This window comes from Pseudomonas sp. FYR_7 (assembly GCF_043106155.1).
GTDB lineage: Bacteria > Pseudomonadota > Gammaproteobacteria > Pseudomonadales > Pseudomonadaceae > Aquipseudomonas > Aquipseudomonas parafulva_B.
Genome location: NZ_JBICMI010000026.1, coordinates 42,634 through 65,647 on the forward strand (window position 1 = coordinate 42,634; position 23,014 = coordinate 65,647).

Here is a 23,014-nt window from a genome sequence, read left to right on the forward strand (position 1 = left end):
CCCATCCTGTCGGACAATTGCGACAATGCTCGCCTGCGCTCGCTGCGGTATCAGGGTCAAACCGCCTGGTCATCGCCTACAGCCAGCTTTGGTCATAACAAGGAAAACTCGGTGAAACTCAGCGATATCGCCCGCCTGGCCGGTGTGTCCGTCACTACCGCCAGCTACGTCATCAATGGCAAGGCCGAACAGCAACGCATCAGCAACAGCACCGTGGAGCGCGTGCAGGCGGTGGTGCAGGCCCATGGATTTACGCCCAACCCTCAGGCCGCTGGCCTGCGCAGCCGGCATACCCGCACGCTGGGCTTCATCCTCCCGGACCTTGAGAACCCCAGCTACGCGCGTATTGCCAAGCGCCTTGAGCAAGGGGCTCGGGCCCGGGGCTACCAGTTGCTGATCGCCAGCAGTGACGACCAGCCCGACAGCGAGCGCCAGTTGCAGCAGCTGTTCCGGGCGCGCCGGTGCGATGCCTTGTTCGTGGCCAGCTGCCTGCCGCCGCACGATCAGAGCTACCGCGAGTTGCAAGACAAGGGCCTGCCGGTCATTGCCATCGACCGAGGCCTGGACCCCCGGTATTTCTGCTCGGTGATCAGCGATGACCATGATGCCAGTCGTCGTTTGGCCGCCAGCCTGTTGAGCACCTCGCCAGGCAGCATTGCCTTGATCGGCGCACGCCCTGAACTGTCGGTTAGCCAGGCCCGCGCCGGTGGCTTCGACGATGCGCTACAGGGCTTTGCCGGTGAGGTGCGCCGCTACCAGGGCGAAGCGTTCAGCCGAGAGTGCGGGCAGCGCCTCATGCAGCAATTGATCGATGAGCTGGGTGGCCTGCCCGATGCCTTGATCACCACTTCGTACGTGCTCCTGCAGGGAGTGTTCGACGCGCTGCACGCCCAGCCCACCGAGTCGCGCCGGTTGCAGCTGGGTACATTCGGCGACAACCAGTTGCTCGACTTCTTGCCGCTGCCGGTCAATGCCATGGCCCAACGTCACGGGGACATGGCCGCCAAGGCACTGGAACTGGCCCTTGCTGCGATTGAAGAAAAACGCTACGAACCAGGCGTGCATGCGGTCTCGCGCACCTTCAAGCAACGAATCGACCCGTCATGAACCTGCGTCTGATCGACACCCACACGCACCTGGACTTCCCGGACTTCGACGCCGACCGCCCGAGCCTGATGGCCCGTGCAAGCGCGCAAGGCGTCGAGCGAATGGTGGTGCTGGGGGTTCATCAGGCCAACTTTCAGCGGGTATGGGACCTGGCCTGCAGCGACTCGCGCCTGGCCGCGGCGCTTGGCCTGCACCCGGTCTACCTTGAAGATCATCAACCGAGCCACATCGAGCAGTTGCGCGCCTGGCTGGAGCGCTTGCGTGGCGATAGCCGCCTGTGTGCGCTGGGCGAGTTCGGACTGGATTACTACCTCCCTGAACTGGACAAGGCTCGTCAGCAGGACGTGTTCGAAGCGCAGTTGCAAATGGCGTGCGACTTCCAGCTACCGGCCCTGCTGCACGTGCGCCGCAGCCATGCCCAGGTGATTGCCACCCTCAAGCGCTACAAGCCCATGCGGGCGGGTATCATCCATGCATTCGCCGGCAGTTACGAAGAGGCACGTGAGTACATCAAGCTAGGCTTTCGGCTTGGGTTGGGCGGCGCGGCGACCTGGCCCCAGGCCTTGCGGCTGCGCCGTACGATTGCCCGCTTACCGCTCGACAGCGTGGTGCTGGAGACCGACGCACCGGACATGGCGCCGGTCATGCATCCGGGGGTGCGCAACAGCCCCGAGCACCTGCCAGACATCGCACAATCGCTGGCCGAGTCGATGGGCGTGCCCGTCGAGCAATTGGCCGAAGCGAGCACGCGCAATGCCTGCGAGCTGTTCGGTTGGCAAGCCCTGCATTGATTCGCGCCGGCCCGCCCCGCGCGGTCAGGCCAACACGGTCCACAACGCGAAAGCGGCATACCACAGCACACCACAACGCAGCACCAGGTCCCATAGGCCATCCAGGCGTCGCATCCCGCAATCATTCTCACTGGCAGTGCCGGCATCACTGCCGTCATCAGCCATACGCCCGACGCGGGCTACCAGGTGCGCGGCAGTGACATGCCAGTTCAACAACTCGTGCAATATTTCGCGGGCAACGGCCACGAAGTTGCCGACCAGGGCAAAGCTCAATGCCACCACCCTGACCGGCACCCAGTCCATGAGGTGGCGAAGCTGCTCGGCGCGGTGCTGGAGTGCGGGTCGCTGACTGTGCGCTTGGCACAACGCCAGAAGGCGGTAAGCCAGGGCAACGGCCGGCCCCAGCAGGAAGTACCAGAAGATGACGGCGAAAAAGCCCTGGTAGGCCTCCCACAGCAACCTGCTTTGCAGGCGTTCGAGCAGGCTGCGTGGCCCATCGGCCACTACGCCAAGGTCACGTGCGGCCACGTGCAGCGCGGCTTGTTCATCGCCCCTGTGCCAGGCGTCACGCACGGGCCCGAGGGAAGCCTTGGCATTGCCACGTCCCAGGCTATAAACCAGCACCAGAAGATGCACTGGCAGGGCCAGCAGGCCGTAGGCAACGGGCTCAAGCACATGTAACAGCAGTGTCAGCACCAGCACCGGAGCCAGCACCACAGCGGCCAGTACCCACCCTACAGGCAGCCCACCTTTGCGCTCAAGGCGCGCCAGTTCGCCAAGGAAGAAACCGTCACGCTGGACCAGATGGCGCAAGCCCGAAAATTTCTCGAACCACAGCACCAGGATCAATACCAGAAAACTCATGCCTCAGCCCTCCTCGCGCTGTAACGCCTGGCGGTACCGCGCCCAGTCGAAGGCAGGGCCGGGGTCGGTCTTGCGCTGGGGGGCAATGTCGCTGTGCCCTTGGATACGCTCGGGTGCGATGGCCGGCCAGGCCTTGCGGATGTGCCGCGTCAAGCGGTCGAGGGTCAGGTACTGCGCATCGGTATACGGTATCTCGTCAGTGCCCTCCAGCTCGATGCCGATCGAGAAATCGTTACAGCCCTCACGGCCGTCGAAACAGGAGACGCCGGCATGCCAGGCCCGATCATGCAACGAGACGAACTGGGTCACCGCCCCCCCACGCTCGACGAACAGGTGTGCAGATACTTTCAGGTGCTCGATGCTGGCGAAATACGGGTGTGCGTTCGGGTCGAGCCGGTTCTGAAAGAACGCCTGGACGTAACCGCCGCCAAAGTTGGCCGGCGGCAAGCTGATGTTGTGAAGCACCAGCAGAGAAATCTGCTCACCTTGCGGGCGGGCGTTGAAATTCGGTGAGGGGCAGTGGGTGATTCCGTCTCCGTGGAACCAGCCAGTGGCACGGTCCAATTGCATGAGGGGCCTGTCCTGAAAAGTGCTGCACAGAGCGTCAGTATGCCCTGCTGCCGCTAGCGTTGACACGGTAATCATCACAAAGCAGCCAGCCCGCTCCTGTGCAAATCCTCTATGACCGCTTCCAGGGCGCGCTCGAACAAAGGACCGTCATCCAATACGCGAACGGTGCCGGCTTCCAGGGCCTGGGTAAGGCCTGCGCCACTCCACTCCCGCACTTTCATGCCGCTGCGATTTGCAAAGACGAGCTTGTCGCAACTGTCCAGGCGTGCCACCAACTTGCAGCGCTGAATGCCACTGTCATCGGACACTTCAATCCAGGTACCCATGCGCAAGCGTTGCACCTTCTGCGAGACCTTGACCTTGCCCTTGTCACCGGCCGGTTGCTGCCCAGGTCCGTCTGCCTCTTCGGCCAACGCCAACAGGATGTCCTGGGTGACCAGGATGTCGTCCTCGTCGGCCTCAGCGCCACCTGCATAAGCACGTATGTGCAGTTGTTCGAGTTTGCGGAAAAATTCACGGGTCACCAGCGAGTCGGTTCCGACACTGGCCAGCCCATCGCGCAACGACTTGAGCAACGGTGGTACCTGATGCACCAGGGCCTGCGGCTGAAGCGATGGCGTCACACTGGCCAGCAAGGTATCGAGGGTCTGCAGCGCACTGCGCCAGCCCAGAGACGCTTCGCCGTGTCTGAGCCAAGCCAGCATCATCACCTGGCTCCAGTTGTTGATCAGCATCCGTACCACTGCCTGGGGCCAGACCCGTCCCCGCAGGCGCTGGCTGAGCACGTGTTGCACCTGTCGCCTGGCAAGCGATGCATTGGCCCGCCCCTCTTCGGCGTCCCGGGTGCGCTGCTCGAACAACTCGGTACGCCGCCGTTCATGCTGGGTCTGCCCGAGCAAGTCCTCAAGTAGCTCACCGAACAGACTCGTGTCTTCGGCAAAGTCGATGAGCAGGCGCTGAACCACACGTTCAGCGCGCAGTTGCAACGCATCACCCTGCTCTTGCTCGCGCGGGTCGCAGCCGAGCCCCGCCGCCGCCATTTCGTTGAGCAGCCGCCGGGCGGGATGACTGGCGCGGCTGAGCAGCCCCCTGTCCAGCAGCGCCACCTTGAGCAGCGGGATCTGCAGGCGCGCCAGCACGGCTCGCAGGCAGGGGGGTAGATTGTCGTCGCGAGCAATAAACCTGAACACGTGATCGATCAGGTTGATCATGTCTTCGTCGTCCCCGCCAATAAAGCGGCGGGTACCGCTACGCACGCTGATGGTCAGCAGCAATTGCTCCACTTGCTGGCCAAGGGCGAAATCGTCAGCCGCATCGGGCTCTGGCACATAGTGCTGCAGATGTGAGAGTAACCGCAGCAGATCGGCTCTGCTGACCGGCTGGGCGCCGGCCGGTGCCTCCAGGCGAGGCGCGAACAAACCACGTGCGGATCGCAGAAGCGGTTGCAGGGAGGCGAACAACGCATCGCCTGCGGTATCTTCGCTCGCTTCAGGCTCATGGTAGGAGCGCTCGTCCGGCTCCGCCAGCAAGTAACTGTCCCCGGCTCGTCGGCAAGGCGTCGGTGGCAGCTGACCCAGCACGCCTGCCGCAATCAGCAGCCTGTTGGCTTCGCCGTAGATGACTTGCGCGTCGCACAATACATACCGCTCGAACAGCTTGAGCAGCACCAACTTGACGCGCGGCCCTACACCCAGGCTTTGCCCGGCCTCGAGAAAGCAGCGACACAAGGCAATCGGGTTCAGGGGGTTGCACTGCTCAGGCACATGACGTTCGAGCAGCGTCTGCAAGCGCAGGCCCAGCTGCTGTAGCGCGACGCCATCACGGGCCTTTACCCTGGTCACCATCGCCTCCACCGCTGCTGCACGCTCGGACTGACCGGGGGTGAACGACAATACGGGAGCGACGGTTGCCGGGGTATGCTCAGGCTCAGGCTGGGCCAAGCGCGCGAAGGCTTCATGGACGGTATCGAGAAACAGCCGCTCGATGCTCTTGCGCTTGAGTCGCAAGTCGCGCATGGCTTCGAAATACAGGTGCTGAGCGAACCGGTCCGCTGCCTTGTCGGCCATTTCGAACAGGGTATCGTCAGCATTGTCGAACAGCGCCTGCAAACCCTGGCGCAGTTGCAGGGCGGCCTGATCGCGCACCTGCAGCAACGCGATGGGCAGACTCGTGGGGGGCGTGCGCCGTCCATGTTCAGCCGCCGCCAAGGGCACTACCTTGCCCTCTTTGTGCATCCTGTACTCCTTGCAGGGTGTCGGGCCTAGACGCGGCCAGTTTCGCCAATAGCATGACGCCAAATATCAGACAGCATTATCAGGAATTATTCCTTTTACTGCCAGACGCGTTTCCTTGCTAAATGTCTTGACCCTGTACAGGCAGTGATTGCTCAACCCGTTGCGTCATGGCAGCCGAGCACCGGCTGTACAGGCCTGCGCCCTGCCCTATAATCGCGGGCATCTCGCTTGTGGAGCCAATCATGCCTAACCTACGCCTTGCCGACCTCACCGCCGAAATCGAAGCCAACGTGCGCCGTGCGTTGCTGGAGGACATCGGCAGCGGCGACATCACCGCCCAGCTCATCCCGGCCGAGCGGCTGGCCAAGGCAACGATCATTACCCGCGAAGCGTGTGTGGTGGCCGGTACGGCCTGGGTCGATGCGGTGTTTCGTCAACTCGATCCACGCGTAGCCGTGCACTGGCAGGTGGTCGACGGCGATCGCGCCCAGCCCAACCAACCGCTGTTCCACCTGGAAGGCCCTGCGCGCGCGCTGCTCAGCGGCGAGCGCAGTGCACTCAACTTCCTGCAGATGCTGTCCGGGGTCGCCACGCGCGCGCGCACGTTGGCGGATCTGGTCGAAGGCACCCACGTACAGTTGCTGGACACCCGCAAGACCTTGCCGGGCCTGCGCCTGGCGCAAAAGTACGCAGTGACCTGTGGCGGCTGCTACAACCACCGCATAGGCTTGTATGACGCTTTCCTGATCAAGGAAAACCATATCGCCGCCTGTGGTGGCGTCGCCGAGGCGGTACAAGCCGCACACCGCATCGCCCCCGGCAAGCCGGTGGAAATCGAGGTGGAAAGCCTGGAGGAATTGCATCAGGCGCTAAGCGCGGGTGCCGACATCATCATGCTCGATGAGCTGACGCTCGACGAGATGAAAGAAGCCGTCAGGATCACCGCTGGCAAGGCCAAGCTGGAGGCCAGTGGCGGCGTCAGCGAAACGACCCTGCGGGCCATCGCCGAAACCGGTGTGGATTACATCTCGATAGGTTCGATGACCAAGGATGTGCGAGCGGTCGACCTGTCGATGCGCCTGAGCCTGTAACACGGGGCCGCCAGGCGGCCCCGGTCGAGGGATCAGAACGAGGCGTTGGCCAGGCCGTCCAGGTAGCGCTCGACGTCCAGGGCGGCCATGCAACCAGCACCGGCCGAGGTGATGGCCTGACGGTAGACATGGTCAGCCACATCACCTGCGGCGAACACACCCGCGACGTTGGTGGCGGTGGCGTTGCCTTCACGGCCGCCGCTGACCACCAGGTAGCCGTCCTTGAGGGTCAGCTGGCCTTCGAACAGCGAGGTGTTCGGGGTGTGGCCGATGGCGATGAACACGCCATCTACCTTGATCTCGTCAGTGCTGCCATCGTTGTTCTTCAAGCGCGCGCCGGTCACACCCATGTTGTCGCCCAGGACTTCATCCAGGGTAGCGTTGAGCTTGAGTTCGATCTTGCCTTCGGCGACGCGGGCATGCAGCTTGTCGACCAGGATCTTCTCGGCGCGGAACGTATCGCGGCGGTGCACCAGGGTTACCTTGCTGGCAATGTTCGCCAGGTACAGCGCCTCTTCAACGGCCGTGTTGCCGCCGCCAACCACTGCGACCGGCTTGTTGCGGTAGAAGAAACCATCGCAGGTGGCGCAGGCCGATACGCCCTTGCCCATGAACGCTTCTTCCGACGGCAGGCCCAGGTAGCGAGCACTGGCGCCAGTGGCCACGATCAGGGCGTCGCAGGTGTAGGTGCCGCTGTCGCCGGTCAGGGTGAACGGCTTGTTGGCCAGGTCCACGGCATTGATGTGATCGAAGACGATTTCAGTCTCGAAACGCTCGGCGTGCTCTTGCATGCGTTGCATCAGTGCCGGGCCGGTCAGGCCGTGCGGGTCGCCTGGCCAGTTGTCGACTTCGGTGGTGGTGGTCAATTGGCCACCGGCCTGCATGCCAGTGATCAGCAGCGGCTTGAGGTTGGCACGGGCCGCATAGACCGCTGCGCTGTAACCGGCAGGGCCGGAGCCCAGAATGATGACGCGCGAATGACGTGCTTCGGACATGTCGAACTCCTGTCGAGCGGGCTGAAAAGGCCAGCTGTGCAAATGAAGTAGGGCCTGCACCACGGGCAGGCCGGTGACGCTGAAATATGAGCGCACTGTAGCGAGGTGGCAAAGAGTAAGGAAATATCCTTAGACAATCCACCTCATAGCCATCGTCTATGCGCGTCGTTGCGTTGGCAGGGTCCGATCATTGGCTTTTGTTACCACCGGTTTCACCCAGATGGTGCAGCTTCCGCATCCCCCTGAAACTCGGTAATGTCTGCCAACCACCTTTTCTGCGGAGTGATACATGCAAGCCCCCGTTCTTTCCGGGCCGCAGTACCTGCGCGAAGGCCTGAAGCTGATCCTGAGCCCTGGCCTGCGCTTGTTCGTGCTGCTGCCGCTGACCATCAACCTGCTGCTGTTCGGTGGCCTCATCTATTTTGCCGGCCACCAGTTCAGCCAGTGGCTGGACGCGCTGGTGCCCACCCTGCCAAGCTGGCTCAGCTTTCTGACCTATATCCTCTGGCCCCTGTTCGTGGTGTTGCTGGTGCTGATGGTGTTCTTCACCTTTACCCTGGTGGCCAACATCATCGCCGCGCCGTTCAATGGCTTTCTGGCTGAAAAGGTGGAAGTGGTGGTGCGCGGCGACGATCACTTCCCGGCCTTCAGCTGGGCCGAGCTGCTGGCGATGATCCCCCGCACACTGGGCCGCGAAATGCGCAAGCTCGGCTACTTCCTGCCGCGCGCCACCGGCTTGTTCATCCTGTCGTTGATCCCGGTGGTCAACGTGGTCGCCGCGCCGCTTTGGCTGATTTTCGGCGTGTGGATGATGGCCATCCAATACATCGACTACCCGGCCGACAACAACAAGATGAGCTGGCAGGACATGCTCGCCTGGCTGCGGGAAAAACGCTGGCAGTCCCTGGGCTTTGGCGGGGTGACCTACCTGGCGTTGCTGATCCCGGGGGTGAACGTGGTGATGATGCCGGCGGCGGTGGCTGGGGCTACCTTGTTCTGGGTGCGCGAGAATGGCAATGCACGGGCCGTGAACACACCTGCGCATCGAGCCTGAGCCTGTCCCAGGCGTTACCCTACCTCATCTACAGGAGCAGACCATGAACCGCTTCAGTCCCGCCAAACTCAAGCTGTCGAAATGGACCGCGACGCAGCCGGTGAACCGTGAAAAGCACTTCCTGGTCACCGACCTGGAGCACGACGAAGCGGGCGTGTTGCTGCGCGTGGAACTGCAGGCGGTGCACAGCGGGCGCAGCGAGTGGCTGGATTGGCGGGTGCTGCGCGACGCCCAGGTATGGGCGATGGGCTGGCGATGAGCGAGTGACTGACCGAACCGGCCGCGTGCCCGTCAGGCAGCGGCCGATCTTAGGCGCGTCCAACGGGAGCGCCGCCGCGTCGCCTCACCATGGAACACAACTGCCCAGCATCACTGCCCCAGGCGGCTGGAGAACTGCCCCACCACATCCACCACCCGCCTGGCCCCTTCCTGGATTTCCTCGATCACGTTTCCGGTCTGGTCCGCCAGCGCGCGGCCTTCTTCGGCCTGGCGCTTGCTGGTGTCGATGATCGACACTGCAGCCTGGGCCAACTGCTCGTTTTGCTGTACCACACGGGCTATTTCCTCGGTAGCCGTGCTGGTGCGCGAGGCCAGCTGACGCACCTCATCGGCCACCACCGCAAAGCCCCGCCCCTGCTCGCCAGCACGGGCGGCTTCGATGGCGGCGTTGAGCGCCAGCAAGTTGGTCTGCCCGGCGATATCGCTGATGGTCTTGATGATCGAACCGATGACCCGCGACTGGGTGTCCAGCGCCTGGATGCCTTCGGCAGCCTGAAGCATCGAGGCTTCGAGCCCACGCATGACGCTGACGCTCTGCCCGACCACCTCTGTGGCCCGACGGGCGCTGGTGTCCGTTTCCCGGGAGGTGTTGTAGGCGACGTCCGCCGCCTGGGCCACCGCTTGCTCCTGGTTCACCTGATCGGTGATGACCGTGGCGAACTTGACCACTTTGTACAGCTCATCGTGGGCGTTGAAGATCGGGTTGTAGGAAGCTTCCAGCCAGATCACCCGGCCATGGGCATCGATCCGACGGAAGCGTTCGGCAATGTACTCACCGCGGCGAAGCTTGTCCCAGAACGCTTGGTAGCCGGGTGAATTGACCTCGGCCGGTTCGCAGAACATGCGGTGGTGCTTGCCACGGATCTGATCCAGCCGGTACCCCACTGCCGACAAGAAGCGTTCGTTGGCGGTCAGGATCATGCCATCGAGATCGAACTCGATAACCGCCGTCGAGCGCATCAGCGCCTTGATCAGGCTCTCGTGCTCGCGGGAGGTGACGATGGTACGGGTCAGGTCGCTCGAATGCAGGGTGAAATACTTGATGCGCCCGTCGCTACCCTTCACAGGTTGCAGGATCGAACGTAGCCAAGCTTCCTGGCCGTCCCCGCGCAGCAGGCGAAACGCGCCATTGAAATGCTCGCCCCGGCTGATGGCATTTTTCATGCGCTGGTGAAAATCCAGTGACTTGACGTGGGCAGGCACGATGTCGTCGATGTTGCGCCCAAGCAATTGGTCAGCCCGATACAGCATCTCGGTTTCGAAATTGCCATTGACCAGTTCGATCCGACCGGCAGGGTCGAGTTGCAGCACCAGCATCTCGCTGTCCAGGCTGCTCTTGATCTGGTCGATGATCATCAGTTCTTCACGCAACTGCCGGATTTCTTGCTTGAGCTTGTTGTTGAACATCACCGCTCTCCTGGAGCGTGGGGGCGAATGCAACTGCATCGGCGGGCAACTGCGCCTCTTGAGTGCAGCCGTGATGAATATTCGTGCGCGTTACAGGCGTCATGCCCCCTCTGCATCATGCCGACGTCACTTCGCCGTCATGCCCCGGCAATGCAGCAGGTGGATAGTCAGTTCATGAATACACCTGCTCTGCACATCTGCCTCGTCAGCGATACCTTCGCCCCGCACGTCAACGGCGTGGCTTGCACACTGTTGAACCTGAGCGAAGGGCTGCGCCAGCGTGGCCATCACGTCAGGATCGTGCGCCCCCGACAGCCAGGGGAGCAGGCTTCGGGGCACAACCCTGGCGTGCGCCTGTGGCGCGACTGGCCACTGCCCGGCTATCTGGGTTTGCAACGGGACAAGGTCTCCCTGCGCACGCTGGCAAGGCACTGGCGCCGGCAACGGCCTGACGTCATTTACATCGCCACTGAAGGCCCCCTGGGGCTGAGCGCATTACGCACTGCTCGGCGATTAGGAATCGCCGTTGTTAGCGGATTGCATACCCACGTTGCGCATCTTTCAGGGCAACACGGCATGGGCGTAGTGGGACGCCTGCTAAGCCTTTACCTGCGCTGGTTTCATCGCCGGGCCGTCTTGACGCTCGTGCCCAGCTTGAGCCAACGGCGTTGGCTGGAGCGCCGCGGCTTCGAGCGGCTGGTGCACATGCCGCACGGTGTGGACGCGGAGCTGTTCAACCCGGCCCGTCGCAGCCAGGCGCTGCGCGAACACTGGGGTCTGGGCCACGATGATATCGCCGTCCTGCATGTGGGACGGTTGGCACCGGAGAAAAACCTGGGGCTTTTGCAAAGCTGTTTCGAGGCTTTGCAACGGGCTTTGCCACAGCGAAGGGTACGCCTGATTCTGGTGGGGGACGGGCCACTGCGGGGGAAGCTACAGCAGCAGGTTCATGGGGCTGTGCTATGCGGCGTCCAGCGAGGCGAACAACTGGCCGAGCACTATGCCAGCAGTGACCTGTTTCTGTTCCCCAGCCTGATCGAGACGTTTGGCCGTGTGGTGCTCGAAGCCATGGCGTCAGGGTTGGCGGTGGTCGCTTATGACCAGGCAACGGCTGCGCAGCACATCGGCCATGGCCACAATGGGGCGCTGGCCATGCCAAGGGATGCGGCAGCCTTCATCGATGCCGCTTGCTGGCTGTTGCAAGACAGCGAGACCCTGCGGCGGGTGAGGCTCAACGCTCGACAGCATGCCAGCCACCAGGGGTGGTCGAAAATCGTCGACCAGTTCGAAGCGCACCTGCTCAGCGCTTCACAGAGCGTTCATGCGCGCCAAGCGACCTCGATGCAGCCTATGCCGCCGCTGTGAAGCCACTGCAGCGACCGAGGTGAGCACCCGGTGCATGATCAGCCCAGGGCCTTTTCGATGGCCTGGACCACCCCAGGGTCATCCGGCGCCGTGCGCGGGGAGAAGCGCGCCAATACCCGCCCGTCCTTGCCCACCAGGAATTTCTCGAAATTCCAGGTAATGTCCCCTGGAAACTCCGCGCCCTCGCCCGCCAGAAGACGATACATCGAATGGCGCTGGGGCCCGTTCACATCGAGCTTGGCGCCGAGCGGAAAGCTCACGCCGTAGTTCATGCTGCAGAATTCCTGGATCTGCGCTTCGCTCCCCGGCTCCTGCCCTGCGAACTGATTGCAGGGCAGGCCAAGGACCGTGAAGCCTTTGTCCTTGTACGTCTGGTAGAGCTGCTCAAGCGCCGCGTACTGAGGTGTCAGGCCGCACTTGGAGGCCACGTTGACCACCAGCACTACCTGCCCCTTGTACGGTTTCAAGGACAGATCGCCACCGTCAAGCGCGTTCAACTTCAGGTCGTGAAATGCACTCATGCTGTAATCCCCTTTTCAGGCCGCCGACGGCACCTGGGCAAATTGCGCCCACTAAAAAGGCGTTCGTTCAAGCCGTCGCCTTCCTGGGGAAGGCAGGGCGGCTTGCCCGAACGCCTGGCGACTTTCTGAGCTTAGCGCAGAAAGATCAGTGGTGATGGCCACCTTCACCGTGGATGTGACGGTGAGCGATTTCTTCTTCGCTGGCGTCACGTACGTCAACGACCTTGACCTGGAAGTTCAGGCGCTGGCCGGCCAGTGGGTGGTTGCCATCGACGGTCACGTCGTCGCCGTCCACGTCACGGATGGTGACGATCTGCATCTGGCCATCGGGGGCCGAGGCGTGGAACTGCATGCCCACTTCCAGCTCGTCGACGCCTTCGAACAGGCTGCGGTTCAGGGTACTGACCAGCTCGGCCAGGTATTCGCCGTAGGCCTCTTCAGGCTCGATGGAAACGGTCAGCTCGTCGCCGGCCTGTTTGCCTTCCAGGGCTTTTTCCAGGCCTGGGATGATGTTGCCGGCACCTTGCAGGTAAACCAGCGGCGCGCCACCGGCGGAGCTGTCGATGGTCTCCCCGGCGTCGTTAGTCAGGGTATAGTCGATGGAGACAGCCTTGTTGGCGGCGATCAGCATGGGGCAAGACCTTTTGCAAAAGAATGTAGAACGCACAAGTGTAACCAAGCCATCGCCCGATTGCGAACCTCGCCTGGATCCGCCCATGCCCATCAGTCGGATCATCGCTTTTTCCCAGGATGCCGAAGGCCACTGGGTCGCCCAGTTGAGCTGTGGCCACACCCAGCACCTGCGCCACGTGCCGCCCTGGCAGCTGCGCCCATGGGTGCTCGACCCCGAACAGCGAGCGCAGCGCATTGGCCAGGCGTTCCCGTGCGGTTGGTGCGCACAGGGTGCCGATAGCGCTACCCTTGATCGCTGATCCCTTGCACCGCTTATTTCGAGAAGCACGCATGCAGACTTTTTTCATCGCACCAACCGACTTTGGCGTCGGCCTTACGTCCATCAGCCTGGGCCTTGTGCGCACGCTGGAGCGCGCCGGCCTGAAAGTGGGCTTCTTCAAGCCTGTTGCCCAGCCCCACCCGGGCGACACCGGCCCGGAGCGCTCTACCGAGCTGATCGCTCGTACCCACGGCATCATGCCGCCGACGCCGCTGAGCCTGGCCCAGGTCGAACGGATGCTGGGCGATGGTCAGCTGGACGAGCTGCTCGAGTCGATCGTTCGCCTGTACCAGCAGGCTTGTGTCGGCAACGACGTGGTAGTGGTCGAGGGCATGGTCCCTACCCGTCACGCCAGCTACGCAGCCCGCGTGAACCTGCACCTTGCCAAGAGCCTGGATGCCGAAGTGATCCTGGTATCGGCCGCCGAACAGGAAGTGCTCAGTGAACTGTCCGGCAGGGTCGAGCTGCAGGCCCAGCTGTTCGGAGGCCCGCGCGACCCCAAGGTGCTGGGTGTGATCCTGAACAAGGTGCGCACCGACCAGAGCATGGAGCAATTCTCAACGCGTCTGCGTGAGCACTCGCCGCTTCTGCGCGGCAATGATTTCCGCCTGATCGGCTGCATTCCCTATCAGCCGGAGCTCAATGCCCCGCGCACGCGGGATGTGGCAGAGCTGCTCGGGGCCCAGGTCCTCAATGCCGGTGACTTTGAGCAGCGCCGCATGACCAAGATCATCATCTGCGCCCGCACGGTGGCCAATACCGTGCCACTGCTGACATCTGGAACGTTGGTGGTGACGCCCGGCGATCGCGACGACATCATCCTCGCCGTGAGCCTGGCAGCGATCAACGGCGTGCCGTTGGCAGGCCTGCTGCTGACCAGCGACAGCAAGCCCGATGCGCGCATCTTGGGGCTATGCCGCGGAGCGCTGCAGGCAGGGTTGCCGATCCTGTCGGTCAGCACAGGGTCATATGACACCGCCAACCAGCTCAATGCCCTGAACAGGGAAATCCCGGTCGATGACCGGGAGCGCGCCGAGTTCATCACCGACTTCGTGGCCAGCCACCTCGACGGCGCCTGGTTGAGCCAGCGCTGCGGCGCTCCGCGCGAGATGCGCCTGTCACCTGCGGTATTTCGCTATCAACTGATCCAGCGCGCGCAGCAGGCCAACAAACGTATCGTCCTGCCCGAAGGGGCCGAGCCGCTGCTGGTGCAGGCGGCGGCCATCTGCCAGGCACGCGGCATTGCCCGCTGCGTGCTGCTCGCAAAGCCTGAAGCGGTCGATGCCGTGGCCCGGGCCCAGGGCATCACCCTGCCCGAAGGGCTGGAGGTGTTGGACCCGGACCTGATCCGCGAGCGCTATGTCGAGCCCATGGTGGCGCTGCGCAAGAGCAAGAACCTCAACGCACCGATGGCCGAACAACAGCTTGAAGACCCGGTGGTCATCGGCACCATGATGCTGGCCCTGGACGAAGTCGATGGCCTGGTCTCGGGTCTGGTGCATTCGACGGCCAATACCATCCGTCCTGCATTGCAGCTGATCAAGACCGCACCGGGCGCCAGCCTGGTCTCTTCGGTCTTCTTCATGCTGTTTCCGGACCAGGTGCTGGTCTACGGCGACTGCGTGATGAACCCTCACCCCAATGTCGCCGAACTCGCCGAGATCGCGCGCCAGAGTGCTGCATCGGCGCATACCTTCGGCATCACGCCACGGGTCGCGATGATCAGTTATTCAAGCGATTCGGCAAGCGACGAGGAGGTGGAAAAAGTGCGAGAGGCCACACGCATGGCCAGGGAAGGCGCCGAACAGCTGTTGATCGATGGGCCGCTGCAATACGATGCGGCTGTCAACCCGGCCGTTGCACGCGACCTGGCGCCGGGCAGTCAGGTGGCCGGTCGCGCCACGGTGTTCGTGTTCCCGGACCTGAACACCGGCAATACCACACACAAGGCCGTGCAGCGCAGTACCGACGGCGTGAGCCTCGGGCCCATGCTGCAGGGGCTGCGCAAACCGGTGAACGATCTACCGCGCGGGGCGCAGGTCGACGACATTGTGCACACCATTGCCCTGACCGCCATTCAGGCAAGCGAGGTGCGCTGAATGCGGGGGCCATCAAGTGGCCCCCACCTTTGGGTCAGGGATACTGCTGAACCTGGCCCTGCTGCTGGTCGTACTGCTGGCCAGGGATCGGCTTGAGGTTCACTTCCACGCGGCGGTTCTGCGCGCGGCCATTGGCATCGGCGTTGCTGGCGATCGGTTGATCCGGGCCCATGCCGCGCACGGTGACCCGCGAGGCATCCACACCCTGGGAAGTCAGGTAGCTGCTGACGGCCTGGGCACGACGCTGGGACAGGTCCATGTTGTGCTGACGGCTACCGGTGCTGTCAGTGAAACCCACCACTTCGATGTTGTTCTGGTTGAACTGCTTGAACGAGCCGGCCAGGTTGTTCAGCGGTGCGTAGAAGCTTGGCGAGATGTTGGCCGAATCGGTGGCGAAGGTGATGTTGCCGGGCATGATCAGTTTGATCTGGTCGCCCTGGCGCTGAACCTCGACCCCGGTGTTGGCCATTTTCGCGCGCAGTTCGGCTTCCTGCTTGTCGGCGTAGTAGCCGTAGCCGGCCGCCGCGGCGCCAATGGCCGCAGCGCCGATCAGTGCACCCTTGCCACGGTGATTGTGATCGATCGCGGCGCCGGCCACGGCACCGGCCAGGGCACCCAGGCCACCGTACTTGGCGGTCTTGCTCATGCCGCCGGCCTCTTGCCCCTGGTTCTCATAGGGGTTTTGCCCCGCACAGCCGGTCATCAGGGCAGCAGTGGTTGCGACGATAATCAGGCGACGCATGGTGAACATGGGCAAGCTCCTCGTGTTGGTCATGTATGCCGTAGGTCTGGAACGGCTCTATGTCAGGCTTGGAGTGTCTTGCCGGGTGAAAATTCCGCGCCCGCCTGCGCATTTGTGCACCGCCCTGTTCACCCTTCAGGGCAAATACAACCGGAACAGGCCGCCCCCGAGCGCGCCCCCGTTGGAGATGTCGATGCGGCCCTGCACGCCGCCGCTTTCATGCAAGGCCGCAATGCGCGCAGCGAAATACAAGCCAAGGCCCGTGCTGCCACTGGTGGAGTCGATGCCCTGGATGTATTCCTGTTGCCGTTCGATCATGCGCGCCGGGTAGCCGGGCCCGTCATCGTTGATGCAGATGACCAGTTGGTTGTCGGCCTCTTCGATGGTGATCAACAGGGCCTTTTCGGCGAACCGCGTGGCATTGGTGATGACGTTGGTCACCACCGATGCCACCAGCTCGCGATCGAAAAAGCCCAGGGGATTATCGGTATCGATGCGCCAGTTCGCCTCGATGGCATTGTGCTGCAAGACTTCTTCGTGGGCTGCCAACTGCGCCTCGATGAAGTCGTCGAGTTCGTGGTAGTCCGGGCATACCGGCAGTTGATTCACACCGAGCTTGTACAAGCCCAGCAACTGCACCAGCATGCCATTGAGGTGCCGGAACTCATGCTCCATCACCCCCTGTTCCGCGCCACCGCGCAGCTCTTCGGGCAAGCGCTGGACCCACTGGCCGTGGGACTGGATCAGTGCCGAGAGCGAATTCTTCAGGTCGTGCACGGTGGAGGCGATCACCGTGGAAAAATCCAGCCCCTGATTATCAAGATTCATGCGCCGAACACCCGGGTATGCAGTTTGCGGTAGCGGTCATAGCGGTTATCGCTGGCGGGGATACCGGCCACGCTGGTCAAGGCGTCGCGGCATTCCTGCATGATCGCAGGCTGAGGATTCTCTCCGCCAATGCGCAGCAGCGCCTGGGCGGTATTGAGGGCGATACTGATGTTCCTGGGCTGCAGGCCCAACGCTTTACGGAACAGCTGCAACGCCTCGCCGAGCTGACCTCCCTGGTAACTGCGCACGCCCTGACGATTGAGCGTAACGGCTTCGGTGATGGCGTTCAGCACACTGGGGTCATCCGTCAGCTGGCCTACTCTTTCCATGACCTTGGGGTCGTCGCCATAACTCTCCACACAACTTCTGAGCACGCCGATGGCCGCGGCATCCTGCCCCGACGCCTGCAATTGCCGGGCAACGGTCAGGGCCGCATCGACCGAGAAGAACTGGTTCATCTTTTCCAGGCGCTGGACGGCCTGGTCGGTCAGCTTGGCCGCGGTCTCCGGATCGCCGGCCTGCTGCAGGCTGGCGGCTTTCATCATGCGGGCACGCACCTGAAGGCCTTGGTCTTCCGGGTTTTCCTTGGCCACCTCGCTGAGCGTGGTGTTGATCTCGACCCGGGTGCGAGCGTCCAGACCGAAGCCTGCATTACGGCTCATCAACGCCTGCACCAGGCCCAGATTGTTCTCGGCATCCTTGTAGCGTGAGCTCTGCCCCTGATTCACGGCGTGCCGGAACGCCTTGGACGCGCTGTCGAAGTCTTCGTTGGCCAACGCCAGCTTGCCCAGCTTCGATTGGCGCCGAACCGATAACGGCGAAAGCCGCACGGCCTCCTCCAATAGCCCTTGGGCGCGCTTGGTTTCGCCTTGCGCCTCCAGCACATCGGCCATGCCATCGTAGAGACTGGGCATGATCGGGAAGGCCTTGAGCGCCTGCTCGTAGACGGCCTGGGCCTGGGCATGCTGGCCGCGCTTGTGCATCAGGCTGCCCAATGCCGCATAGACCCAGGGCTGCGGGCGGCTGGCGAGAATGGCCTTGAGAAACTTCTCGAGCTCTTCGAAGCGGTTGAGGTTGCGCAGCGCATCGGCCCGGTAGCGCAGGCACAGCGGCGCCAGGCGCGGGTCGCGCTTGCACAGCTCGGCACAGGCTGCCAGCACTTCGCCTGGGCGGTTGCGGTCCAGTGCCTGGAGAATCGGTTTCAACAGCGCCTTGCGCTGGTAGAGCTTTTCCACGCGCTGGGCAAGGCCTACCCGGTTAAAGGGCTTGGTCAGGTAGGCGTCGGGCTCGTGCTCGATGGCGCTCAGTACAATGGCCTGGCTGCTTTCGGCAGTGACCATGATGAACACGCATTCGTGGCTGATGTGCTTGTCGATGATCAGGTCTTCGAGCACCTGCTGGCCGTTTTTCTTGCCATCGCCCAAGTGAAAGTCTTGCAGGATGCAGTCATAACGCTTCTGGGCGCACATGCGTAGCGCCTGCTCGCCACTGTCGGCGGTGTCCACGTCGCGAACACCCAGCTCGCGCAGCATGGAGCGGGTCGACGTGCGAAAGTCGGTGAAGTCGTCAACGATCAGAAAACTCTTTTGCCCGAACTGCAGCATCAACACGACCTGCCCTGGAAGAAATGGAAAGATGGCACGAGGCGAACCACCGAACGCTGTATCGGCAGGCGGTCGGAAAAGATAAGCGTGGCGTACGCGCCACTTCAAAGGTGGCATCAGGCCAGCATTTTAGCCACCCGCCGCACCCCCTGCCAGTGTCACTCCAGCAAGCCAAGTGCCTTGGCCTTGGCTACGGCCTGGGTGCGGCGCTCGACCCCCAGCTTGCTGTTGATGTGGCTGGCGTGCGTCTTGACCGTGTGCAGCGAGATGAACAGCCGCTCGCTGATTTGCTGGTTCGACCAACCCTGGGCGATCAGCTCAAGCACAGCCCGTTCGCGGCTACTGAGTGCATCAGCACTGGCGGTGGTGCATGGTAAGCAGGGCAACCGTTCGAGCAGCTGGGCCCGAACCGAACTGTTGTCGCTGCCCTGGACCTGCTCGCGCAGCCACTGCGGGTAGCGTTGCAACAGCTCCTGGAACGGCTGCAGAACACCGCCACTGGCCGCCTGCAGCAGCGCCGGCAGCAACCGTGCTGCCTGTGCCTGATGCCCCTGGTCAAGGTGCAAGGCGATCAACGGGCACATAGCGCTCACTGTCAGCATCATGCCCCCACAGCCCTGGCCGCGCTCGGCAAGCTGTTCAAGGTTGCGTGCCGCCTGCGCCTCACGCCCCTGAATGCGGTCAAGTGCGGCTTGCTGCAACGCGACATGGCAGGGCAACAACGGGTGGAATTCGGGCGCCAGGGCCGCCTGCGCGCCGCCGTAAGTCTGCCCCAGGCGCGACAGCCAGGATTCGGCAAGGTCCATGCGCCCTTGCGCGAGCCAGAGCTCGCATTTGACCAGAGTGATCATCGCCAGGTAGTACACAGGTGGCACGTCCCAGATGTGCATCAGGCGCTCGGCTTCGGCGAGTTCAGTGAACGCTTCGGCGAAGCGCCCTTCCCGTCCGTCGAGCATGGCAATCACGCAATGACCGATAAGCACACTGATGTCACGGCAGGCACGTGCCTCGCCCAGGCCACCACGCAGCCGAGCCAGGCCCTGCTCCGGACACAGGCGCGCGACCAGCAGATAGCCTTCGTACAAGGTCAGCCGCGCCCGGATTGCATACAACCGCTGTGCAGACAACCCGTGCAAACGCTGTAGCCCTTCACGCACTTCGCCCAGTGCACGCACGACCTCGCCTCGGGCGTGCAATACCCGGGCCCTGTCGTAGTGGGCCAGGGCCTCGAACAGGGGGTTGCCGACGCGCTGCGCCAGCTCCAGCGCTTCCCGGTTCCAGCCCCGCGCACGCCAGAAGTCGCCCTCGGCGATTGCCAGGTTCGACAACGTCGACAGGCACACCAGGCGCTGGCCATACCGTTTGCAGGGCAGGCTCTGCAGTGCTTCGGTGCAGCAGGTCAGGGTGCGTTCACGATCGCCCCGGCCCCTGGCGATCACGCCGCTCAGTGCCAGCCACTGGGCGAGCATGGACTTCTGGGCAGTGGCAGAAGGCGCCGGCAGAAAGCGCCCCAGATGGCTTGCCAGTTCCTCGGCAGCGTCGAGCTGACACGCCAGGCCAAGGGCCCAGCTGTACAACACGATCAGGCGCGGTGTGCTGACCAACAGGCTGTCGGGCAGGTCCATTTTCCAACGTAGCAGCATCGCGACGTTCTGCTCGGCCAGCAGTTGCTCTTCGGACAGGCTTTGCACGAGATTGGCCGCCGCGTTCAGGTCGCCCCCGCGCAACGCCTGCTCCACCGCCTCGTCCAGCAAGCCCTGGGACTGGAACCAGCAAGAGGCGCGCAGGTGCCGCTCGGTCAAAGCCTCGCGTGCCTGGCGGCTGCGAAGCAGGTCGGAGAACAGATGGTGGTAGCGAAACCACCGGCCGTGCTCATCCAGTGGCACCAGAAACACCTGGTGCGATTGTAGAAAATTCAGGATGCCGCCGCTGTCCTGTTGCAGCCGTACCGCATCGCACAGGGGCGCGCAGAAGCGTTCCAGGCATGCCGTCTCGTCGAGAAAGCGCTGCACAGGCGCCGGCAGTATGTCGATCACCTCTTCGAGCAGGTAATCGCGGATCAGGCCTTCGCCACCGTGCAACGCCTGGGGCAGAACGTTTTCATCGCTGGACTCGCTAGCGGCCAGCTGCCAGAAACGCAGCCCGGCCACCCAGCCATCGCTGCGCTGGATGAGGTTGTCCAGCGCCTGGCCACGCAGCCCAGTGGGCCTGCGCCCCAGCACCGCCAGCGACTCTTCGGCGGTCAGGCGCAGGTCCTGCTCGCTCAGCTCGGCCAATTGCCGGGACAGGCGAAGGCGTGCCAGGTGCCAGTCCGGGCGCTGACGGCTGGTTACCAGCAGCACGAGGCCTGCGGGCAAGTGATTGAGGAAGAATTGCAGGCAGTGGTCCAGGACGGGACCTTGGGCAAGGTGGTAGTCGTCCAGCACCACCAGCAAGGGCGACTCGCTGCGCAAGTGCAGCGCCAACGCGTCGAGCACCGTGCCAAGCCACGGCTCGAAAGCAAACGGCTGGTGGCGCTGGCGCATCTTCAACAACCCCATCGCCTGCTCTCCCATGGCTGAGCAGTGCTGCTGCAACCCGTCGAGCAGACGCTCCAGAAAGCGCCCGGGATCGGCATCTCGCTGGCTCAAGCCCAACCACAGCGTGCGCCAGTGGGCAGGCAGCGTCTCGCAGAACTCGATGGCCAGTGAACTCTTGCCGAAGCCTGCTGGCGCACTGATCAGCAGCAACCGCCCACCCAGCCCGGCTTGCAGGCGCTGGCACAGGCGCTGACGCGGGACATGGCCATCGGGCAAGGGCGGTCGAAAGAAATGCTCGTCCATCAGGCCCACGGCCTGGCTGGTGCATCCATGCGTACGGGACAGATCTGTCATGGCCGGCTCGTTCTGGGTGGACAAATACGGCGTAGGGGTGGTTGCGAGACTAGCGGTTAACGCCTTCCATTTGAAGTTGGCCGGGAGACTGCGCCGGAAAAAGACTACGACAAAAAGCAACAGCGCCGATCGACGCGCGCTGGAATGGGGGTTTTGGCGGGGTATTCAGACGGTTTATCGCAATGGCCCGGCGCTTCTGCCGGGGGCTGGCACCCCCTGCATTGGCGCGATGGGGCCACCGAGGGTGGCCCTGTCACTTACTTCTTCGGTATCAGCGGATGCCTGACTGACGCAGGGCCGCAGGCTGGAAGTCGGCCTTGCTGGCAGTGAAGCCGAAGTCGTAGGCACGTTTTTCTTCGTTCTTCATGCCCAGGGCCAGATAGCGCCCCGATTGCAGATCATAGATGGCTTCAAGGGTGATCCATGGCACCTCGACGTTGTAGTACGGCTGCGCATGGGCTTCAGACACACGCCAGAGCTGGTTGCGCCCGTCATACTGGTCGATCACGGCGGCTTGCCAGGTGTCTTCGTCGATGTAGAAGTCACGCTTGGCATAGATGTGTCGCTGGCCGGGCTTGAGCGTGGCCACCACATGCCAGACGCGACGCAACTCGTAACGTGCCAGGTCCTGGTTGATGTGCCCTGCCTTGATGATGTCGGCGTACTTGAGTTTCGGGTCGTCGAGCTTGAAGGCGTTGGAGGCGATGTACAGTTCCTTCTTGCCTTCGAGCTTCCAGTCATAGCGGTCCGGGGCGCCGTTGAACATGTCGAGGTTATCGGAGGTTCGCAGGCCGTCTGCAGCGGTCCCCGGGCCGTCGTACGACACCTGCGGCGCCTGGCGCACGCGGCGTTGACCGGCGTTGTAGATCCACGCCTTGCGCGGTTCCTTGACCTGGTCGAGGGTCTCGTGAACCAGCAGCACGGTGCCTGCAAGGCGAGCTGGCGCAGTCACTTCCTGCTTGAAGTAGAACAGGATGTTCCCTGGATTGTTGGGATCGTAGTCTTTCATTCGATCACGGAACACGAACTGATCGGAGAACGACACCGGGTTGAATGATCCATTCTGCTGCGGGGTCGCCTGGATGACCTGGCGGCTCACGCTGCCGCCACGGTAGCGGGTGATGTGGTTCCAGATCACTTCCAGACCGTTCTGCGGGATAGGGAACGGCACCGCCGTGCGGAAGTTGTTCAGGCCGTTACCCCCCTCCACCAGGGTGGCCTGAGTGGCGTTTTCCTTGATTGCAGCGAACACCTCGGCCGGTACCGTGGCCCCACGGTGCGTCTTGTAGACAGGAAGCTTATAGGTGTCCGGGTAGCGCTTGAGCATGGCCATCTGGCCTGGGGACAGCTTGTCCTTGTACTGCTCGGCGTTCTGCGCGGTGATGGTGAACAGCGGTTTCTCGGTACCGTAGGGGTCGGCGAGGAAACCTTTGCCATCGACGCTGCCGGCCGTCTTCGAGAGCGGCTGCCATGGCCCGATGGAGCCATCGGCATTACCGGCCTTTTCCGCGCCCATGGGGGTCAGGGTGGCACCCAACTTGGCCGCTTCGCCGGCCGGTACTGCCGCCATCACGCTGGTTGCCAGCAGGGACAGGCCCAGCACACCGGCTTGCAGCAGACTTCTGGTGTTGTTCATGT

The 23,014-nt window shown here is 63.1% G+C and carries 20 protein-coding genes; 8 read left to right on the top strand and 12 right to left on the bottom strand.

Translation table 11 applies throughout. The features are described 5' to 3' along the window. Window positions 1-111 precede the first annotated feature (111 nt). The gene (cra, locus tag ACF8R3_RS07340) at window positions 112-1,107 is read left to right on the top strand and encodes a catabolite repressor/activator (RefSeq protein WP_058605850.1); all 996 of its coding nucleotides are present in this window, start codon (window positions 112-114) and stop codon (window positions 1,105-1,107) included. 2 nt (window positions 1,108-1,109) lie between these two features. After that, complete coding sequence (locus tag ACF8R3_RS07345; protein WP_058639473.1) at window positions 1,110-1,898, top strand: TatD family hydrolase; 789 nt, start codon at window positions 1,110-1,112, stop codon at window positions 1,896-1,898. Window positions 1,899-1,922: 24 nt separating this feature from the next. Here ACF8R3_RS07345 and ampE read toward each other — a convergent pair whose 3' ends face one another. The 3 genes from ampE to ACF8R3_RS07360 all read right to left on the bottom strand — a co-directional run bounded on the left by ampE (window position 1,923) and on the right by ACF8R3_RS07360 (window position 5,566). Continuing rightward, entirely contained in the window at window positions 1,923-2,762 is an 840-nt protein-coding gene (gene ampE, locus ACF8R3_RS07350) for a regulatory signaling modulator protein AmpE (RefSeq protein ID WP_196121971.1), read from the bottom strand. A gap of 3 nt (window positions 2,763-2,765) precedes the next feature. Continuing rightward, complete coding sequence (gene ampD, locus ACF8R3_RS07355; protein WP_196186333.1) at window positions 2,766-3,332, bottom strand: 1,6-anhydro-N-acetylmuramyl-L-alanine amidase AmpD; 567 nt, start codon at window positions 3,330-3,332, stop codon at window positions 2,766-2,768. A gap of 74 nt (window positions 3,333-3,406) precedes the next feature. Continuing rightward, on the bottom strand, window positions 3,407-5,566 hold the full coding sequence (locus ACF8R3_RS07360) for a DUF1631 domain-containing protein (RefSeq protein WP_392515361.1): 2,160 nt from the start codon (window positions 5,564-5,566) through the stop codon (window positions 3,407-3,409). 242 nt (window positions 5,567-5,808) lie between these two features. Between ACF8R3_RS07360 and nadC the strand changes: the two genes are divergently transcribed. Further along, on the top strand, window positions 5,809-6,657 hold the full coding sequence (gene nadC / locus ACF8R3_RS07365; RefSeq protein ID WP_392515363.1) for a carboxylating nicotinate-nucleotide diphosphorylase: 849 nt from the start codon (window positions 5,809-5,811) through the stop codon (window positions 6,655-6,657). 32 nt (window positions 6,658-6,689) lie between these two features. Here nadC and trxB read toward each other — a convergent pair whose 3' ends face one another. After that, window positions 6,690-7,652 (bottom strand): thioredoxin-disulfide reductase, encoded by a 963-nt coding sequence (gene trxB, locus ACF8R3_RS07370; RefSeq protein ID WP_058639474.1) that lies wholly within the window; start codon window positions 7,650-7,652, stop codon window positions 6,690-6,692. Window positions 7,653-7,941: 289 nt separating this feature from the next. On the opposite strand from trxB, the gene cysZ reads away from it, so the two are divergent. After that, complete coding sequence (cysZ, locus tag ACF8R3_RS07375) at window positions 7,942-8,706, top strand: sulfate transporter CysZ (protein WP_058605855.1); 765 nt, start codon at window positions 7,942-7,944, stop codon at window positions 8,704-8,706. Window positions 8,707-8,749: 43 nt separating this feature from the next. Then, window positions 8,750-8,965 carry a TIGR02450 family Trp-rich protein gene (locus ACF8R3_RS07380; RefSeq protein ID WP_023534670.1) on the top strand — a complete coding sequence of 72 codons (216 nt, stop codon included), beginning with the start codon at window positions 8,750-8,752 and terminating at the stop codon, window positions 8,963-8,965. Between the two features lie 110 nt (window positions 8,966-9,075). Here the strand turns inward: ACF8R3_RS07380 and ACF8R3_RS07385 are convergent, their stop codons facing one another. Continuing rightward, on the bottom strand, window positions 9,076-10,392 hold the full coding sequence (locus ACF8R3_RS07385) for a PAS domain-containing methyl-accepting chemotaxis protein (protein WP_058605856.1): 1,317 nt from the start codon (window positions 10,390-10,392) through the stop codon (window positions 9,076-9,078). Between the two features lie 174 nt (window positions 10,393-10,566). Between ACF8R3_RS07385 and ACF8R3_RS07390 the strand changes: the two genes are divergently transcribed. Beyond that, window positions 10,567-11,757 carry a glycosyltransferase family 4 protein gene (locus ACF8R3_RS07390; protein ID WP_392515365.1) on the top strand — a complete coding sequence of 397 codons (1,191 nt, stop codon included), beginning with the start codon at window positions 10,567-10,569 and terminating at the stop codon, window positions 11,755-11,757. Between the two features lie 38 nt (window positions 11,758-11,795). Here ACF8R3_RS07390 and ACF8R3_RS07395 read toward each other — a convergent pair whose 3' ends face one another. Both ACF8R3_RS07395 and ACF8R3_RS07400 read right to left on the bottom strand, forming a co-directional pair. Continuing rightward, entirely contained in the window at window positions 11,796-12,278 is a 483-nt protein-coding gene (locus tag ACF8R3_RS07395; protein WP_058605857.1) for a glutathione peroxidase, read from the bottom strand. A gap of 145 nt (window positions 12,279-12,423) precedes the next feature. Further along, a complete protein-coding gene (locus ACF8R3_RS07400; RefSeq protein WP_058605858.1) occupies window positions 12,424-12,909 on the bottom strand; it encodes a peptidylprolyl isomerase in 486 nt (161 codons plus the stop codon). On the opposite strand from ACF8R3_RS07400, the gene ACF8R3_RS07405 reads away from it, so the two are divergent. Next, window positions 12,908-13,210, top strand: a complete 303-nt coding sequence (locus ACF8R3_RS07405; protein WP_058639476.1) for a DUF3565 domain-containing protein — start codon at window positions 12,908-12,910, stop codon at window positions 13,208-13,210. The two genes, ACF8R3_RS07400 and ACF8R3_RS07405, sit on opposite strands and share 2 nt — an antisense overlap. Window positions 13,211-13,241: 31 nt before the next feature. Continuing rightward, a complete protein-coding gene (gene pta / locus ACF8R3_RS07410; RefSeq protein WP_392515367.1) occupies window positions 13,242-15,329 on the top strand; it encodes a phosphate acetyltransferase in 2,088 nt (695 codons plus the stop codon). Between the two features lie 34 nt (window positions 15,330-15,363). Here pta and ACF8R3_RS07415 read toward each other — a convergent pair whose 3' ends face one another. From ACF8R3_RS07415 to ACF8R3_RS07435, 5 genes are all read right to left on the bottom strand, one after another. After that, a complete protein-coding gene (locus ACF8R3_RS07415; protein WP_023534691.1) occupies window positions 15,364-16,080 on the bottom strand; it encodes an OmpA family protein in 717 nt (238 codons plus the stop codon). A gap of 126 nt (window positions 16,081-16,206) precedes the next feature. Beyond that, window positions 16,207-16,899: a sensor histidine kinase KdpD gene (locus ACF8R3_RS07420; protein ID WP_058605860.1), complete on the bottom strand. Its 693-nt coding sequence runs from the start codon at window positions 16,897-16,899 to the stop codon at window positions 16,207-16,209. Beyond that, entirely contained in the window at window positions 16,896-18,503 is a 1,608-nt protein-coding gene (locus ACF8R3_RS07425) for a tetratricopeptide repeat-containing response regulator (RefSeq protein ID WP_058605873.1), read from the bottom strand. Before ACF8R3_RS07425 ends, ACF8R3_RS07420 begins: the two co-directional genes overlap by 4 nt. A 158-nt stretch (window positions 18,504-18,661) precedes the next feature. Then, on the bottom strand, window positions 18,662-21,376 hold the full coding sequence (locus ACF8R3_RS07430; protein WP_196126695.1) for a LuxR C-terminal-related transcriptional regulator: 2,715 nt from the start codon (window positions 21,374-21,376) through the stop codon (window positions 18,662-18,664). Between the two features lie 271 nt (window positions 21,377-21,647). Next, window positions 21,648-23,012 (bottom strand): DUF1329 domain-containing protein, encoded by a 1,365-nt coding sequence (locus ACF8R3_RS07435; protein ID WP_058605862.1) that lies wholly within the window; start codon window positions 23,010-23,012, stop codon window positions 21,648-21,650. Window positions 23,013-23,014 lie beyond the last annotated feature (2 nt).

Excerpts from the sequence above, each read along its gene's own strand:
- ampE (WP_196121971.1), bottom strand. The coding sequence starts at position 2,762 with ATGAGTTTTCTGGTATTGATCCTGGTGCTGTGGTTCGAGAAATTTTCG.
- ampD (WP_196186333.1), bottom strand. The coding sequence starts at position 3,332 with ATGCAATTGGACCGTGCCACTGGCTGGTTCCACGGAGACGGAATCACC.
- ACF8R3_RS07360 (WP_392515361.1), bottom strand. The coding sequence starts at position 5,566 with ATGCACAAAGAGGGCAAGGTAGTGCCCTTGGCGGCGGCTGAACATGGA.
- nadC (WP_392515363.1), top strand. The coding sequence starts at position 5,809 with ATGCCTAACCTACGCCTTGCCGACCTCACCGCCGAAATCGAAGCCAAC.
- trxB (WP_058639474.1), bottom strand. The coding sequence starts at position 7,652 with ATGTCCGAAGCACGTCATTCGCGCGTCATCATTCTGGGCTCCGGCCCT.
- cysZ (WP_058605855.1), top strand. The coding sequence starts at position 7,942 with ATGCAAGCCCCCGTTCTTTCCGGGCCGCAGTACCTGCGCGAAGGCCTG.
- ACF8R3_RS07380 (WP_023534670.1), top strand. The coding sequence starts at position 8,750 with ATGAACCGCTTCAGTCCCGCCAAACTCAAGCTGTCGAAATGGACCGCG.
- ACF8R3_RS07385 (WP_058605856.1), bottom strand. The coding sequence starts at position 10,392 with ATGTTCAACAACAAGCTCAAGCAAGAAATCCGGCAGTTGCGTGAAGAA.
- ACF8R3_RS07390 (WP_392515365.1), top strand. The coding sequence starts at position 10,567 with ATGAATACACCTGCTCTGCACATCTGCCTCGTCAGCGATACCTTCGCC.
- ACF8R3_RS07395 (WP_058605857.1), bottom strand. The coding sequence starts at position 12,278 with ATGAGTGCATTTCACGACCTGAAGTTGAACGCGCTTGACGGTGGCGAT.
- ACF8R3_RS07405 (WP_058639476.1), top strand. The coding sequence starts at position 12,908 with ATGGGGCAAGACCTTTTGCAAAAGAATGTAGAACGCACAAGTGTAACC.
- ACF8R3_RS07400 (WP_058605858.1), bottom strand. The coding sequence starts at position 12,909 with ATGCTGATCGCCGCCAACAAGGCTGTCTCCATCGACTATACCCTGACT.
- pta (WP_392515367.1), top strand. The coding sequence starts at position 13,242 with ATGCAGACTTTTTTCATCGCACCAACCGACTTTGGCGTCGGCCTTACG.
- ACF8R3_RS07415 (WP_023534691.1), bottom strand. The coding sequence starts at position 16,080 with ATGTTCACCATGCGTCGCCTGATTATCGTCGCAACCACTGCTGCCCTG.
- ACF8R3_RS07420 (WP_058605860.1), bottom strand. The coding sequence starts at position 16,899 with ATGAATCTTGATAATCAGGGGCTGGATTTTTCCACGGTGATCGCCTCC.
- ACF8R3_RS07425 (WP_058605873.1), bottom strand. The coding sequence starts at position 18,503 with ATGCTGCAGTTCGGGCAAAAGAGTTTTCTGATCGTTGACGACTTCACC.
- ACF8R3_RS07430 (WP_196126695.1), bottom strand. The coding sequence starts at position 21,376 with ATGACAGATCTGTCCCGTACGCATGGATGCACCAGCCAGGCCGTGGGC.
- ACF8R3_RS07435 (WP_058605862.1), bottom strand. The coding sequence starts at position 23,012 with ATGAACAACACCAGAAGTCTGCTGCAAGCCGGTGTGCTGGGCCTGTCC.